At 39.6% G+C, this 15,534-nt stretch carries 13 protein-coding genes; 12 read left to right on the top strand and 1 reads right to left on the bottom strand.

All coding sequences use genetic code 11. The features are described from left to right. Nucleotides 1-102: 102 nt before the first annotated feature. Entirely contained in the window at nucleotides 103-918 is an 816-nt protein-coding gene (locus ACLNCP_RS02395; RefSeq protein ID WP_000837373.1) for an ABC transporter substrate-binding protein, read from the top strand. 20 nt (nucleotides 919-938) lie between these two features. On the opposite strand, the gene ACLNCP_RS02390 is transcribed toward ACLNCP_RS02395, so the two are convergent. After that, nucleotides 939-2,210 (bottom strand): PLP-dependent aminotransferase family protein, encoded by a 1,272-nt coding sequence (locus ACLNCP_RS02390; protein ID WP_424843988.1) that lies wholly within the window; start codon nucleotides 2,208-2,210, stop codon nucleotides 939-941. A gap of 279 nt (nucleotides 2,211-2,489) precedes the next feature. Here ACLNCP_RS02390 and budA point away from each other — a divergent pair, with 279 nt between their 5' ends. The 11 genes from budA to ACLNCP_RS02335 all read left to right on the top strand — a co-directional run bounded on the left by budA (nucleotide 2,490) and on the right by ACLNCP_RS02335 (nucleotide 15,453). Then, on the top strand, nucleotides 2,490-3,221 hold the full coding sequence (gene budA, locus ACLNCP_RS02385; protein WP_000360311.1) for an acetolactate decarboxylase: 732 nt from the start codon (nucleotides 2,490-2,492) through the stop codon (nucleotides 3,219-3,221). Nucleotides 3,222-3,230: 9 nt separating this feature from the next. Beyond that, nucleotides 3,231-3,983, top strand: a complete 753-nt coding sequence (locus ACLNCP_RS02380; RefSeq protein WP_023946322.1) for a YhfC family intramembrane metalloprotease — start codon at nucleotides 3,231-3,233, stop codon at nucleotides 3,981-3,983. A gap of 113 nt (nucleotides 3,984-4,096) precedes the next feature. Then, the gene (murB, locus tag ACLNCP_RS02375; RefSeq protein ID WP_000111599.1) at nucleotides 4,097-5,002 is read left to right on the top strand and encodes a UDP-N-acetylmuramate dehydrogenase; all 906 of its coding nucleotides are present in this window, start codon (nucleotides 4,097-4,099) and stop codon (nucleotides 5,000-5,002) included. A 159-nt stretch (nucleotides 5,003-5,161) separates the two neighbouring features. Next, on the top strand, nucleotides 5,162-6,319 hold the full coding sequence (locus ACLNCP_RS02370) for an ABC transporter ATP-binding protein (protein ID WP_424843987.1): 1,158 nt from the start codon (nucleotides 5,162-5,164) through the stop codon (nucleotides 6,317-6,319). Continuing rightward, entirely contained in the window at nucleotides 6,300-7,106 is an 807-nt protein-coding gene (locus ACLNCP_RS02365) for an ABC transporter permease (protein ID WP_125393039.1), read from the top strand. Before ACLNCP_RS02370 ends, ACLNCP_RS02365 begins: the two co-directional genes overlap by 20 nt. After that, complete coding sequence (locus tag ACLNCP_RS02360) at nucleotides 7,103-7,876, top strand: ABC transporter permease (RefSeq protein ID WP_000712740.1); 774 nt, start codon at nucleotides 7,103-7,105, stop codon at nucleotides 7,874-7,876. The genes ACLNCP_RS02365 and ACLNCP_RS02360 overlap by 4 nt, the downstream gene beginning before the upstream one ends. After that, nucleotides 7,873-8,943 carry an ABC transporter substrate-binding protein gene (locus tag ACLNCP_RS02355; RefSeq protein ID WP_000737964.1) on the top strand — a complete coding sequence of 357 codons (1,071 nt, stop codon included), beginning with the start codon at nucleotides 7,873-7,875 and terminating at the stop codon, nucleotides 8,941-8,943. The genes ACLNCP_RS02360 and ACLNCP_RS02355 overlap by 4 nt, the downstream gene beginning before the upstream one ends. A gap of 273 nt (nucleotides 8,944-9,216) precedes the next feature. Beyond that, a complete protein-coding gene (locus ACLNCP_RS02350; RefSeq protein ID WP_001085249.1) occupies nucleotides 9,217-12,009 on the top strand; it encodes a class I SAM-dependent DNA methyltransferase in 2,793 nt (930 codons plus the stop codon). Then, nucleotides 12,006-13,937 (top strand): DEAD/DEAH box helicase, encoded by a 1,932-nt coding sequence (locus ACLNCP_RS02345; protein ID WP_023946332.1) that lies wholly within the window; start codon nucleotides 12,006-12,008, stop codon nucleotides 13,935-13,937. The genes ACLNCP_RS02350 and ACLNCP_RS02345 overlap by 4 nt, the downstream gene beginning before the upstream one ends. Next, the gene (locus tag ACLNCP_RS02340; protein ID WP_000997679.1) at nucleotides 13,930-15,075 is read left to right on the top strand and encodes a GIY-YIG nuclease family protein; all 1,146 of its coding nucleotides are present in this window, start codon (nucleotides 13,930-13,932) and stop codon (nucleotides 15,073-15,075) included. The genes ACLNCP_RS02345 and ACLNCP_RS02340 overlap by 8 nt, the downstream gene beginning before the upstream one ends. A 72-nt stretch (nucleotides 15,076-15,147) precedes the next feature. After that, nucleotides 15,148-15,453: a hypothetical protein gene (locus ACLNCP_RS02335; RefSeq protein ID WP_000429946.1), complete on the top strand. Its 306-nt coding sequence runs from the start codon at nucleotides 15,148-15,150 to the stop codon at nucleotides 15,451-15,453. The last annotated feature ends 81 nt before the right edge of the window (nucleotides 15,454-15,534 follow it).

Below are 15,534 nucleotides of genomic sequence, written 5' to 3'. Positions count from 1 at the left end.
ATTTTTTAGTAAATATATTTTATGAAAATGTAAGAAAAATACTTGACAAGCAACTTGGATAGCGTTATAATTATACAAAATTAACAGAGAGGTTGTTTATTTATGAAATCGAAAAAATGGATATTTGTTTTATGTAGCTTTCTTGCAAGTTTCTTCTTAGTGGCTTGCCAGTCGGGTTCTAATGGTTCTCAGTCAGCTGTTGAGGCCATTAAGCAAAAAGGGAAATTGGTTGTGGCGACCAGCCCTGACTATGCACCTTTTGAATTTCAGTCTTTGGTTGACGGGAAAAATCAGGTAGTCGGTGCGGATATTGACATGGCTCAAGCTATCGCTGATGAACTTGGGGTCAAGTTGGAAATTTCAAGCATGAGTTTTGATAATGTCTTGACTAGTCTTCAAACTGGTAAGGCTGACCTAGCAGTTGCAGGAATTAGCGCTACTGACGAGAGAAAAGAAGTCTTTGACTTTTCAATCCCTTACTATGAAAACAAGATTAGTTTCTTGGTTCGGAAGGCTGATGTAGAAAAATACAAGGATTTAACTAGCCTAGAAAGTGCTAATATTGCAGCCCAAAAAGGGACTGTTCCAGAATCAATGGTCAAGGAACAATTGCCAAAAGCTCAATTGACTTCCCTAACCAATATGGGTGAAGCTGTCAATGAATTGCAGGCTGGAAAAGTAGATGCTGTTCACATGGATGAGCCTGTTGCCCTTAGCTATGCTGCTAAAAATGCAGACTTAGCTGTCGCAACTGTCAGCTTGAAGATGAAGGACGGCGAAGCTAATGCAGTTGCCCTTAGAAAAAATAGTGCTGATTTGAAAGAAGTGGTGGACAAGGTCATCCAAAAACTCAAGGATGACGGCACCTACCAAAAATATCTTGAAAAAGCGGCAACCTTAACAGAAGTTGAACAATAAGAAAAAAGCAGAGTTGGAAGTTATTCCAATTCTGCTTTTAAATAGTTTAAAACCTTTTCCAGATTGTCTAGGGATACCTTGGCAAATTGATAAGGGCAGGCATCCAAGTAAGCCTCCTCAAAGAAGTCCAATTTCAGCTGACTGTGTTTTAGGCTGGCGATTTTAGGATACTGTCTGAGATCGAGCAATAAACCATCGTGTAGGGGATAATGAGGAAGGGGACAAGGTGTTTTAGTTAAGATTTCCTCGATTTGTTTTTGGTAAGTTTCCTGATTGGACAAGCGAGCCAGACGATTTTTCTCAAATAATTGACTGTCAATATAGAGTGATAAGGCCTTTTGCATGATGAGGTTGCTGTCGTAGTCTAGGATATTTTTGTAGGCCACAAAGGCTTCTTTGATAGCATTTGGCAGAATGAGTGCCGTAATCCGCAGGGCTGGAAAGAGGCTGGTTGAGAAGGACTTTATGTAAATTACGAGCTTCTCTGTATCCAGATAGTGGAAGGTCTGGCCCTTCTTGGAGTCCAAATCCCCCAGATAATCGTCTTCGACGATATAAACACCATACTTAGCTGCTAAGTCAAGAATAGCCCGTTTGTCCTGTTCTGAATAGGAATGCCCCAGAGGATAGTGAAAACGAGGAATGGTATAGAAAAATTTAATTTTACCTGTCTTGAAGTGGCCTTCCAGTTCTTCCAAGTCAATCCCATCAATGCCTCGTTCGATCGTTTGATAGTCCAGACCTTGAGCAATCAAGAGGCGATTCATCCGATGGTAGGTTGGCTGTTCTACCAAGATTTCCTTGACTTGGCTAGGAAAGGATATTTGAGAAAGGATAAACAAGGCTTGCTGGGTTCCAGAAGTCAGTACAAGTTGATCAGCCTTGCAGTAGAGAGCTTGGTTAAAGAGGAGTTTATGAATGGATTGTCTTAAGTCTTCTAATCCTTCTTGGTTGTCATAGTAGTTGAAGAGGTAGTTTTCCCGGCCAATCAAGGTTTCATTGATACAGAGTCGGAAATCGTCATAGGCACTGGCATGTTCGTCAGTGACTTCGATTTCTAGATCCTGGTGTTGCCCTTGTTCTAGGACATAGTAACCACTCTGGGGCTTGGCATAGAGGTATTGTTCGTGCCGTAATTCCAGAAGGGCTCTCTGAATGGTATCCTTGCTACAGTGAAAGTCAAGGCTCAGTTGACGGATAGAAGGCAGGCGACTTCCCGTTGGAAAACGTCCAGACTCGATACCGTTTTTCAGATAGGAAACAACCTCTTGGTACTTGCTTTGTTTCTTCATTCCAGACCTCCCTTGATTTTGTTACATTGTACCTTTTTTTTTCCTTCTTGGCAATGTCTAGAGTGTTTCTATCGTTCACATCTAGGGGTAAATGTGGTATACTTAGGAGTAACATTTATAGAATAATACTCTTCGAAAATCTCTTCAAACCACGTCAGCTTCGCCTTGCCGTATATATGTAGTTCTATCTACAACTTCAAAGCAGTGCTTTGAGCAACCTGCGGCTCGCTTCCTAGTTTGCTTTTTGATTTTCATTGAGTATAACAGACAAGAAAGTGAATGGATAAGAACGTGCAGGAACCAGTGAAATTATTTCAATACAATACCCTTGGAGCCTTGATGGCTGGCCTTTATGGTGGTACCATGACAGTAGGAGAATTGCTAGAGCATGGTGACCTTGGTTTGGGAACCTTGGATTCCATTGATGGGGAATTGATTGTCTTGGATGGCAAGGCTTATCAGGCCAAAGGATCAGGAGAGCAACCAGAAATTGTAGAAGTATCACCAGATGCTCTCATTCCTTATGCAGCAGTAGTACCGCATCAAGCAGAGGTCATTTTCCGCCAGCGGTTTGAGATGACAGACAAGGAATTGGAAGAGCGAATCGAGTCTTATTATGACGGAGAAAATCTTTTCCGCTCTATCAAGATTCGGGGGGAATTTTCACATATGCATGTGCGCATGATTCCCAAGTCGACACCAGATACCAAGTTTGCTGATGTCGCAACCCATCAACCGGAATATAGTCGTGATAATGTGGCGGGGACCATCGTTGGTTTCTGGACGCCAGAGATTTTCCATGGGGTTAGTGTGGCAGGCTACCATCTGCACTTCATTTCAGATGATTTGACCTTCGGTGGTCATGTCATGGACTTTGTCATCAAGGAAGGCATTATTGAGGTGGGAGCTGTTGACCAATTGGATCAACGTTTCCCAGTCCAAGACCGTCAATACTTGTTTGCTAAGTTCAATGTTGACGAGATGAAAAAAGATATTGAAAAGGCAGAATAGGAGAAGAAAATGACCATTCATATTATCATTACCATGGTGCTTTTGCTAGCTTTCTTGTTAGGGAGCATTTGGTATGCCAAAAAGAAATACCAGATTAATTTAGCTGTTTTGGGATTAGGGGCCGTAGCCTTCTTTGTCTCTTCACAGATTTTGGAAAAACTGGTGCATATCTTAGTTTTGCATCCTCAAAAAGACGGTAGTATTGCCCTCTTACAAGACCATCCGCTTGTCTATATCATCTATGGCCTAGCCATGGCAGCATTTTTTGAGGAAACTGCTCGTCTTATTTTCTTCAAATGGTTGGAGAAAAAGAGAAGTTTGGAAAAGGCAGATGCCTTGGCTTATGGATTGGGGCATGGTGGCTTGGAGTTGATTTTCCTAGGTCTTACTAGTTTGATTAATCTCTACATCGTTCTCTCAGCAGTTCAAACTCAGAATCCACAGGTCATGCAATTGCTGTCTGAAAATATGTTAAAAACCATTCAGTCACTTTCTGTCTGGCAGATTTATTTGCTTGGTTTTGAACGGATTCTGGCTCTAGGTTTCCAATTGCTTTTGACTGTTTGGGTTTACCAAGCTGTTCGCCAGAAGAAATGGATTTATCTCCTAGCAGCCTATGGCCTACATGCCTTCTTTGACCTGGCACCATCTCTAGCCCAAGTTGGCTGGCTTACAAGTCCAGTCTTAGTTGAAGTCATTCTACTAGTTGAACTGATCCTAGTTGCCTATGGAACCAAGGCTATCTTTTGCAAAAAATCATAAGAAAAAGGGGGAAACCTCTTTTTTTGTTTAAAATAAGCCCAAGATTTTTTTAGGGTCGTCAAATGGTCTTAAAAATGGTATAATGGAATGAATTTTGTAAAAGGAAGAGTGTCATGTCAGTAAAAGAAAACATGCTTGAAATCTTAGAAGGGATTGATATCCGTTTCAAAGAACCCTTGCATAGCTATAGTTATACAAAAGTAGGTGGAGAGGCCGATTATTTGGTCTTTCCACGAAATCGTTTTGAGTTGGCGCGCGTTGTCAAATTTGCCAATCAAGAAAATATCCCTTGGATGGTGCTGGGAAATGCTAGCAACATCATTGTTCGTGATGGTGGGATTCGTGGATTTGTTATCTTGTGTGACAAGCTCAATCATGTTTCCGTTGATGGCTATACCATCGAAGCTGAGGCTGGTGCTAACTTGATTGAAACAACTCGCATTGCCCTCCGTCATAGTTTGACTGGTTTTGAGTTTGCTTGTGGTATTCCTGGAAGTGTCGGTGGTGCTGTCTTTATGAATGCGGGTGCCTATGGTGGTGAGATTGCCCACATCTTACAGTCTTGTAAAATTTTGACCAAGGATGGAGAAATCGAGACCCTATCTGTCAAGGACTTGGCTTTTGGTTACCGCCATTCAGCCATTCAGGAGTCTGGTGCAGTTGTCTTATCAGCTAAATTTGCCCTAGCCCCAGGAAGCCATCCGGTTATCAAGCAAGAAATGGATCGCTTGACGCATCTACGTGAACTCAAGCAACCTTTAGAATATCCATCTTGTGGTTCGGTCTTTAAGCGTCCAGTAGGGCATTTTGCAGGTCAGTTAATTTCTGAAGCTGGCTTGAAAGGCTATCGTATTGGTGGAGTAGAAGTCTCAGAAAAACACGCAGGTTTTATGATCAATGTCGCTGATGGAACGGCTAAAGACTACGAGGACTTGATTGAGTCTGTTATCGAAAAAGTCAAGGAACACTCTGGCGTTACTCTTGAGAGAGAAGTTCGTATCTTGGGTGAAAGCAAGTAGGAAGCTGTAGTTGAAAAGCTGCTGCTATGTCATGGAAAGGGGGTGAAAGCCTATCGTCAGTGCAGAAGAATGTAGGCAGTTCAATCTCCTACGCGAGGTAGTAGCGGCCTGACAGAGCCCTGATCTGTTAATCTATGAAAAAGAAGGAATAAATGACAATTGAAAAAACCAATTATTGAATTCAAAAACGTCTCTAAAGTTTTTGAAGACAGCAACACCAAGGTTCTCAAAGATATCAACTTTGAGTTGGAAGAAGGGAAGTTCTATACTCTTCTAGGCGCGTCTGGTTCAGGGAAATCAACTATCCTTAACATCATTGCAGGTTTACTGGATGCGACGACAGGAGATATTTTGCTGGATGGTGTCCGTATCAATGACATCCCAACCAACAAGCGAGACGTCCATACGGTCTTCCAATCCTATGCCTTGTTTCCACATATGAATGTGTTTGAAAATGTTGCTTTTCCACTCCGCTTGCGCAAGATTGACAAGAAAGAAATCGAGAAACGCGTAGCGGAAGTTCTCAAGATGGTTCAGTTGGAAGGGTATGAAAAACGTTCCATCCGTAAACTCTCTGGAGGACAACGTCAGCGTGTGGCTATTGCCCGTGCCATTATCAACCAACCCCGTGTGGTCTTGCTGGACGAGCCTTTGTCAGCGTTGGACTTAAAATTAAGAACAGATATGCAGTACGAACTGCGTGAACTGCAACAACGATTGGGCATTACCTTTGTCTTTGTCACTCACGATCAGGAAGAAGCCCTGGCTATGAGTGACTGGATTTTCGTTATGAATGATGGCGAGATTGTCCAGTCTGGAACACCTGTGGATATCTACGATGAGCCGATCAATCACTTTGTTGCCACCTTTATCGGTGAGTCAAATATCTTGCCAGGAATTATGATTGAGGACTACTTGGTTGAGTTCAACGGCAAACGCTTTGAAGCGGTCGATGGTGGGATGAAGCCAAATGAACCTGTTGAGGTCGTGATTCGTCCAGAGGACTTGCGGATTACCCTTCCTGAAGAAGGCAAGCTCCAAGTTAAGGTCGATACCCAGCTCTTCCGTGGGGTACACTATGAAATCATCGCCTATGACGAACTTGGAAATGAATGGATAATCCACTCAACCCGTAAGGCCATCGTGGGTGAGGAAATCGGTTTGGACTTTGAGCCAGAAGACATCCATATCATGCGTCTCAACGAAACCGAAGAAGAGTTCGATGCCCGTATCGAAGAATACGTGGAAATTGAAGAGCAAGAAGCAGGTCTGATCAATGCAATCGAGGAGGAAAGAGATGAAGAAAACAAGCTCTAAACTCTTTGTAGTGCCCTACATGCTCTGGATTGCACTCTTTGTCCTGGCACCCTTGGTCTTGATTTTCGGACAATCCTTTTTCAATATCGAAGGCCAGTTTAGTTTAGAAAATTATAAATCCTACTTTGCGTCACAAAACTTGACCTACCTCAAAATGAGCTTTAACTCTGTACTTTATGCAGGAATTGTGACCTTTGTGACCTTGCTTATCAGCTATCCAACAGCCCTCTTTTTGACCCGTCTCAAGCACCGTCAACTCTGGCTCATGCTGATTATCCTGCCTACCTGGATCAATTTGCTTCTTAAAGCATATGCCTTTATTGGGATTTTTGGTCAAAATGGCTCTATTAATCAATTCTTGGAATTTATCGGAATCGGTTCACATCAGTTACTCTTTACCGATTTCTCCTTTATCTTTGTCGCAAGCTACATCGAGCTTCCCTTTATGATCTTGCCGATTTTCAATGTCTTGGATGATATGGACAACAATCTCATCAATGCCAGCTATGACCTCGGTGCGACCAAGTGGGAGACCTTCCGTCATGTCATCTTCCCTCTATCGATGAACGGAGTGAGAAGTGGGGTCCAATCTGTCTTTATCCCCAGCTTGAGTCTCTTCATGCTGACCCGTTTGATTGGTGGGAACCGCGTTATCACACTAGGTACAGCCATTGAGCAGAATTTTCTAACCAATGACAACTACGGTATGGGTTCAACCATCGGTGTAATTCTCATCTTGACCATGTTCATCACCATGTGGGTGACCAAGGAAAGGAGAGAACGATGAAAAAATTTGCCAACCTTTATCTGGGACTGGTCTTTCTTGTCCTCTACCTGCCTATCTTTTACCTGATTGGTTATGCCTTTAACGCAGGCAATGACATGAATAGCTTTACAGGCTTTAGCTTGAGCCATTTTAAAACCATGTTTGGCGATGGTCGCCTTATGTTAATTGTGACTCAGACCTTTTTCTTGGCCTTTCTATCAGCCTTGATAGCGACCATTATCGGGACTTTTGGAGCTATTTATATCTACCAGTCTCGTAAGAAATACCAAGAAGCCTTTCTTTCACTCAATAATATCCTCATGGTTGCGCCTGATGTTATGATTGGTGCCAGCTTCTTGATTCTTTTTACTCAACTTAAGTTTTCACTTGGCTTTTTGACCGTTCTATCTAGTCACGTGGCCTTCTCGATTCCTATCGTGGTCTTGATGGTCTTGCCACGTCTTAAGGAAATGAACGGCGATATGATTCATGCGGCCTATGATTTGGGAGCCAGTCAATTTCAGATGTTCAAGGAAATCATGCTTCCTTACCTGACTCCGTCTATCATTGCAGGTTATTTCATGGCCTTCACCTATTCGCTAGATGACTTTGCCGTGACCTTCTTTGTAACGGGAAATGGCTTTTCAACCCTGTCAGTCGAGATTTACTCTCGTGCTCGTAAGGGGATTTCGCTAGAAATCAATGCTCTGTCTGCCCTTGTCTTTCTCTTTAGTATTATCCTAGTGGTTGGATATTACTTTATCTCACGTGAGAAGGAGGAGCAAGCATGAAAAAACTCTATTCATTTTTAGCAGGAATTGTAGCCATTATCCTCGTCTTATGGGGAATTGCGACGCATTTAGATAGTAAAATCAATAGCCGAGATAGTCAAAAACTGGTTATCTACAACTGGGGGGACTATATAGATCCTGAACTCTTGACTCAGTTCACAGAAGAAACAGGAATCCAAGTCCAGTACGAGACTTTTGACTCCAATGAAGCCATGTATACCAAGATCAAGCAGGGTGGAACGACCTACGATATTGCCATTCCTAGTGAATACATGATTAACAAGATGAAGGACGAAGACCTCTTGGTACCGCTTGATTATTCAAAACTTGAAGGTCTTGAAAATATCGGACCAGAGTTTCTCAACCAGTCCTTTGACCCAGGCAATAAATTCTCTATCCCTTACTTCTGGGGAACCTTAGGAATTGTCTACAATGAAACCATGGTAGATGAGGCTCCTGAGCATTGGGACGACCTCTGGAAACCAGAGTATAAGAACTCTATCATGCTCTTTGATGGGGCGCGTGAGGTATTGGGACTGGGGCTCAACTCCCTCGGCTACAGCCTCAACTCCAAGGATACCCAGCAGTTGGAAGAAACAGTGGATAAGCTCTATAAATTGACTCCAAATATCAAGGCTATTGTGGCGGATGAGATGAAGGGCTATATGATTCAGAACAACGCTGCTATCGGTGTGACCTTCTCAGGTGAAGCCAGCCAAATGCTAGAAAAAAATGAAAATCTACGCTATGTAGTACCGACTGAGGCCAGCAACCTTTGGTTTGACAATATGGTCATTCCCAAAACAGTCAAAAACCAAGACGCAGCCTATGCCTTTATCAACTTTATGTTGAAACCCGAAAATGCTCTTAAAAATGCGGAGTATGTCGGCTATTCAACACCAAACCTACCAGCTAAGGAACTACTCCCAGAGGAGAAAAAAGAAGACAAGGCCTTCTATCCAGATGCTGAAACCATGAAACACCTAGAAGTTTATGAGAAATTTGACCATAAATGGACGGGAAAATACAGCGACCTCTTCCTACAGTTTAAAATGTATCGGAAGTAGGAGCTAAACGGATGAAAACGAATAAGTCAGCTGGTTCGTTTTTTAGAAAAAATAGAAATCATGGTATAATAGTTTTAGGGTGAGAGTTATTAGTATTGTTTACAGCATCTCTGAAAATTTAATTCCAAAGGAGTTCAAAATGAGTCAGACTACGCAAATGCATATATATATATATATATATATATATATATAACCTAATAAAAAAATGCAAAAAATATAGATTGAAACCTACTGAAAATCCAGTAGGCTTTTTGCGTTTCTTGGAGGTATCTAATGGCTAAAAAGTTATTAAATATCACTGAGATTGAGGATAGAACCAAGGTTTTAGTAGAGAATCTTAATAAATCGACATTCATTATTGATTTTGTTTCATTGTTTGACATTACTAAAACGACCATAACAAGAGCAAGTAAAGTGGCATCTGATGATTTTATAATAAAAAACAGATTGTATTTTCGTAAAGTTGAAAATCAGCCATTACTTGCTCTGACTGAGATTGATAAAGAGTTGGATGGTCAGGTTCGTAAATCTCGATTTATTATTACAACAGATTTTCAAGAATTATATGCAAAGGATACACAGACAGGACTGACTCTAGCAATTTCTTTTAATGATTTACCAGCCCATTGTGATTTCTTCTTACCTTGGAATGGTATTGAAAAGATTGATTATGATAAGGAAAACCCTGCTGATGTAAAAGCGGCAGAGCGTTTCACCAAACTTTATGATGAACTAATTTCTATCAATCCTGAACTTGCCATTACTGAAACTGACGGTAAATCATTTAATCTATTTTTGATTCGTGTTCTTTTTCTACTATTTGCAGAAGATACAAATATCATCTCCAAGGGAGCTTTCACAAATGTTATTAAGATGAGGACATCTGAAGATGGTTCTGACTTGAATGAGTGTGTTAGAAAACTATTTACTGTTTTAGATATGCCTGAATTTAGTCGTCAGGATTTGGAGTCGTGGTTATCAGATTTTCCCTATGTAAATGGTAAGCTTTTTTCAGAGCCACATCATGACCTTATTTTCAATAAAAGAACTCGTCAATTACTCATTGAAGCAGGGGAATTGCTAAACTGGAATGAAATCAATCCAGATATTTTGGGCTCCATGATTCAAACCGTGGCAAATGCAGAAGCAAGATCAACATCGGGTATGCACTATACTAGCGTGCCCAATATTATGAAGGTCATCAAACCACTGTTTTTAGATAATTTACGAGCAGCATTTACGGAATTAGAAGAACGAGCTGACTACTATATAGGAGGTGGTGACTTTAGCGAGGAACATCGTCGCAAGGAATTGCGACAAATCTTACCTAAGTTAGAAGAGTTGCTCACTCGTATGGCCTCTATCAAGTTTTTAGACCCTGCTTGTGGTTCTGGAAATTTCCTCATCATTACTTATAAAGAACTTCGTCGTTTAGAAATTAATATCTTAATCAAACAGCGTGAAATTCGTGAATCCTTAAATGAAAAAGCTGTTTATCAAGGAGAATTGATTGCTGATGCATCTAAGATTTCTCTATCCCAATTTTCAGGAATTGAATTGGATGATTTCGCTCATGAAGTAGCAAGGTTATCCTTGTATATAGCGGAACACCAGATGAATGTGGAGATGGAAGAAGCACTTGCTGATGTCCATCCAAGGCTACTCCCCTTAAGAGAAGCTGGGAATATCGTTTGTGGGAATGCCCTAAGAATTGACTGGACAACTGTTTTGAATGCTAAGGCAGATGATGAAGTTTATATATTTGGGAATCCGCCGTATATAGGCTCTAAAAAAATGACCTTGGAACAAAAGAAGGAACTAGAAAATGTGATTTGTTCAGAAATTTCTTCTAAAAAATTAGATTATATTTCGGGATGGTTTTATAAGGCAACTCACCTTATTTATGGTAAAAATGCTCAATATGCTTTTGTAACAACAAATTCAATAAATCAAGGTGAGCAAGTTTCAATTTTGTGGAGTGTTCTTCTACAATATGGCCAAATTTCCTTTGCATATCAATCGTTTAAATGGAATAATAGCGCGGCCCATAATGCAGGGGTTACAGTTACTATCATTGGATTTTCAAATAAAAATGATAAGAAAAGAATTATATATAGTGATAAGGGAGAGAGTTATGGAAAGAATATAAATCCCTATCTAGCTTTTGCAGATGATATTATTGTATCTAATCACAATGATTCAGAGAAGTTAAATAATTTTCCAAAAATAGTCTTTGGGAATATGCCAAGAAGTAAATATCTAATACTGACAAATGATGATAAAAATCAATTAGTTCAAAGATATCCTGAAACTGAAGTGTATTTTAAAAAGTATATTGGAGCAGATGAGTATATCAATGGAAATTTTAGATATACTATTTGGATTGATCAAGATGAATATACTAAATTAGATAAGATCCAGGAATTCCATCAATTATTTGAAAATGTAAGGCAAGAACGCCTGAATTCTAAGGCTGCTGGAACAAGAGAAACTGCATCCACACCATGGAAATTTGTTCAACGTGGTGAATGGGATGATATGTTTTCTAAGGGGAAAATAGAAGGGAAGTTTCAACTGTTAGTTCCTGCTGTTACTTCAGAAGATAGAGATTATATACCAATGGGATTTGTGGGAGACGATACAATTATTTCAAATCGTTGCTATATTGTGTATGATACTCCAATTTGGCTACTTGGATGTCTTGTTTCTAAAATGCATATAAAATGGTTTCAAGCGATCGGTGGGAAATTAGAAACTCGATATAGTTATTCAGCTGGACTGGTTTATAATACATTCCCAATCCCAGAACTTTCAGATAGTCGGAAAAATATGCTTGAAGAAGCTGTTTTTGAAATGCTAGATGTTCGAGAAGAAGAAGGTGGAACCTTGGCTGAATTGTACGGTGGAGCCAATAAACCGATGAACGAACGTCTTCGTCAAGCACATGAAAAAATTGATGGTATCGTAGAACGTGCCTACCAGCAAAAGCCTTTTGAATCAGATGAAGAAAGGCTCAGTGTCTTATTGAACCTGTATAAAGAAATGACAGAAAAGGAAGCGAAATGACCTCAAATATATTTGAAATTAATTACAATGGTACAGGTGCTAGTCAATCAAATAATGCACTTGGTATGCGTGAAATGCAGGAGCGGGTATATGCTAAGAGAACTTCTCAACACTTATTGATTAAGGCGCCTCCTGCATCTGGTAAGTCGAGAGCTTTGATGTTTATTGCTCTTGATAAATTACATGCTCAAGGTCTGAAAAAAGCTATTATAGCTGTTCCAGAAAGATCTATTGGAAAATCGTTTCGTTCAACAAAATTGACAGATTATGGTTTTTACTGGGATTGGGAAGTTCTTCCCAAAAATAATTTGACTGAACAAGGGAGCAGTAAAAGTAAGGTAAAACAGTTTGTAGACTTTATGCATTCAGAGTCTCCTGATGATAGAGCTTTAATCTGTACGCATGCCACCTTGCGTTTTGCCTTTGAACAGCTAGCTGATAGTGATTTTAATGATGTTCTTCTAGCTATCGATGAATTTCATCATGTATCTCAAGATGATAATTCAGTTTTAGGAAATGCCTTAAGAAACATATTAGCCAATTCAACAGCCCATGTAGTAGCTATGACAGGGTCTTATTTCCGTGGAGATTCTGTACCCATTTTGGCACCTGAAGATGAGCAAAAATTTGATAAGGTATCCTATACTTATTATGAACAGTTGGAGGGGTACAAATATCTGAAAAGTTTTGCCATGGGTTATAACTTTTATCGTGGTCGTTACACAGATGCCTTGCACGAAGTACTGGACACGAGTAAGAAAACTATCATTCATATTCCCAATGTAAACTCAGGTGAATCAACCAAGGATAAGTATGATGAAGTTGACCGAATTTTAGATGAACTAGGGCAAGCAGTTCCAGATCCTAAGACTGGATTATGGTTAGTTACTGAGGAAACAGGTCGTGTATTGAAAGTTGCAGACCTTGTCATAGAAGAAGGACGTGAAAAAGTACAGGATTACCTAAACAAAATGACCAGTTTAGATGATCTCGATATCATTATCGCACTTGGTATGGCTAAAGAAGGTTTTGACTGGCCTTATGCTGAGTATGCTTTGACGATTGGCTATCGTCAGTCGCTAACAGAAATTGTTCAGATTATAGGTCGAGTAACACGCGATAGTTCCAATAAGTCACACGCTCAATTTACCAATCTCATTTCTCAACCAGATGCTCAAGATGATGAAGTTTTCTTTGCTGTGAATAATGTTATGAAGGCCATTACAGCTAGTCTATTGATGGAGTCTGTTTTAGCGCCAAATTTCAAGTTCAAACGAAAAGACCGAGAAGACCAGAAATCTTCTGGTGCCGAAATATTCGTTAAAGGCTTAAAAGAGCCTAGTACACAGAGAACAAAGGATATCATAGAAAATGATTTGAATGACTTACGTGCTAGTATATTGCAAGAACCGCGTATCCAAACTGCAATTGCTGCGGGAACGGATGCAGAAGTCATTAATAAGCAGATGATTCCAGCCATCATTAAACAAATCTATCCTGACTTAAGTGGGGCTGAAGTTGAAGAAGTTCGTCAACAGTTTATTAGTCAATCGGTAGTTCAATCAGCTGAACGGAAAGAGGGAGTAGGGCAAACAGACTTTCTAAAAATGGCAGATAAATTTGTGAATATTGATGAGTTATCTATTGATTTAATTGATCAGATTAATCCTTTCCAGAGAGCTTACGAAGTTATATCACGTGAAATTGATGCTCCGACTCTGCGTCTAATACAAGACTATATGGATGGTCAGAAGATGGAGTTTTCTGAAGAAGAACTGTTAATTCTTTATCCTCAAATTAAGCAATTTTTAAATGAAAATGGTCGTCATCCAGATAAATCAAGTCACGATAAGTACGAACAGAGACTTGCGTATGCTTTGTTACAATTGTCTCAGATGAAGCTGAAGATGGAGAGCGGTAATGAATGATTTCAAAAACTTAAATGACATTTTTAATGATTCTGATTTTGAACATTTAATAGCTCCTTTAAAACCTATGAAAAAAATAGTTATAGATCACGAAGTGGAGAAATTTTTAGAAATCATAGATTGGGTGAGAGAAAATAATGGGCAAGAGCCACAAAAGTCTAGAAATATTAAAGAACGCAGTTTATTTTCTCGATTGAATGGTATTAGAAAATCTCCTGATAGCATCCGAAAGTTAGAACCTTATGATGAATTTGGGCTACTAAAAATAGATATAGTTGAGTCCGAGCCCCCTATTTCAAGTCCTGCTAGTTTAACAGATATTTTATCAGATGAATTGTTTGAGTCAGTGAATAGTGCTGAGAAATCTTTATTTGATGTCTCACGTTATAAACGAACGATTCAAGCGCGGGATAAAACACGAACACGTAAACGGATGGGAAATTTTGAAGATTATCAGGGATTATTTACTCGTGTTCATGATGAAATTAGTGAAGGTCGTCGTCAAGTCAGAAAGTCTGATGTGATAAAAGAAAAAGAAATTAAACCTGATATGTTCTATGTGGATAATGGAGTAATGGTTTATGTTGTTTCTAAAGGAGAAGACTTCACTGATAAGAATGGTTATACTAATGCTGAACTTCATCTCGTATATGAAAATGGTACAGAAAATAAGAAGGCCTTACTCCGCTCTTTTGTATCTAATCTGCACGATAGAACGCGCCATGGACGAATGGTAACAGAATTGATAGAAGATGTGATGACTGGTATCAGTCCAAGCGAACGAATTACAACTGGATATATCTATGTAGTAAAATCCTTGAGTAGCCATCCTCAAATTGCCAACATCCGTAATCTCTATAAAATCGGTTTTACACAGGATCGAATTGAAAAACGGTTAGCAAATGCAGAAAGAGAAGGAACCTATCTTTATGCTCCTGTCCGTTTAGTAGCTAGTTTTGAGGTTCAAAATTTCAGCGCTCGAAAATTAGAAACGACTCTTCATCATTATTTTGCAGACAAGCAGTTAGATATGGAATTAATAGCACCAAATGGAGAGAGCTTTGTCCCTAAAGAATGGTTTCTAGTATCGCTAGATGAGATCCAAGAAGTGATTGAAAAAGTTAGCTTAATGATCTAGTGGGATAAGGGAGTATTTTTCCCCCTTTGGATTTAAGAAAACACAAAACAGAAAGAAAAGGAATATACTAACATGGAAAACAATAATACAAATTATAAAATCTTTAAATTCTTGGGAATTGCTGTGGTGCTGTTTTATGCTTTTATCTTTATTGGTAGTAGTTTTTCTACTGCTGGGGTAAAAGATGCACCACAAATTGAGTATAAAAGCGACTATATGAACCAGAAAGTGGAACTGAAAGACGCTGAGGTATTGGGCAAGTTTTGGAATGATGAAGGGCACTATCTCGTAGTGTATGACGAAGACACAAAATCCCCAAAATTGTTCAAGATAAGCTACTCTGAGTGGAATCTTATCAGTATAGGGGGTACATACTAAACAGCGCTGGAGGGCTATGCTAGATAGAAAGGTTTTAGAAATAAATTAAATATTACTACTTACATTTCGAAACTAGTAGTT

The sequence above is a fragment of the Streptococcus sp. CL6.35 genome, from assembly GCF_049737915.1.
Taxonomy (GTDB): domain Bacteria; phylum Bacillota; class Bacilli; order Lactobacillales; family Streptococcaceae; genus Streptococcus.
This window is presented reverse-complemented; position numbering and strand designations above follow the sequence as displayed.

What these genes read in the sequence shown, in the direction of transcription:
- ACLNCP_RS02395 (WP_000837373.1), top strand. Translation starts at nt 103, where the DNA reads ATGAAATCGAAAAAATGGATATTTGTTTTATGTAGCTTTCTTGCAAGT.
- ACLNCP_RS02390 (WP_424843988.1), bottom strand. Translation starts at nt 2,210, where the DNA reads ATGAAGAAACAAAGCAAGTACCAAGAGGTTGTTTCCTATCTGAAAAAC.
- budA (WP_000360311.1), top strand. Translation starts at nt 2,490, where the DNA reads ATGGATAAGAACGTGCAGGAACCAGTGAAATTATTTCAATACAATACC.
- ACLNCP_RS02380 (WP_023946322.1), top strand. Translation starts at nt 3,231, where the DNA reads ATGACCATTCATATTATCATTACCATGGTGCTTTTGCTAGCTTTCTTG.
- murB (WP_000111599.1), top strand. Translation starts at nt 4,097, where the DNA reads ATGTCAGTAAAAGAAAACATGCTTGAAATCTTAGAAGGGATTGATATC.
- ACLNCP_RS02365 (WP_125393039.1), top strand. Translation starts at nt 6,300, where the DNA reads ATGAAGAAAACAAGCTCTAAACTCTTTGTAGTGCCCTACATGCTCTGG.
- ACLNCP_RS02360 (WP_000712740.1), top strand. Translation starts at nt 7,103, where the DNA reads ATGAAAAAATTTGCCAACCTTTATCTGGGACTGGTCTTTCTTGTCCTC.
- ACLNCP_RS02355 (WP_000737964.1), top strand. Translation starts at nt 7,873, where the DNA reads ATGAAAAAACTCTATTCATTTTTAGCAGGAATTGTAGCCATTATCCTC.
- ACLNCP_RS02350 (WP_001085249.1), top strand. Translation starts at nt 9,217, where the DNA reads ATGGCTAAAAAGTTATTAAATATCACTGAGATTGAGGATAGAACCAAG.
- ACLNCP_RS02345 (WP_023946332.1), top strand. Translation starts at nt 12,006, where the DNA reads ATGACCTCAAATATATTTGAAATTAATTACAATGGTACAGGTGCTAGT.
- ACLNCP_RS02340 (WP_000997679.1), top strand. Translation starts at nt 13,930, where the DNA reads ATGAATGATTTCAAAAACTTAAATGACATTTTTAATGATTCTGATTTT.
- ACLNCP_RS02335 (WP_000429946.1), top strand. Translation starts at nt 15,148, where the DNA reads ATGGAAAACAATAATACAAATTATAAAATCTTTAAATTCTTGGGAATT.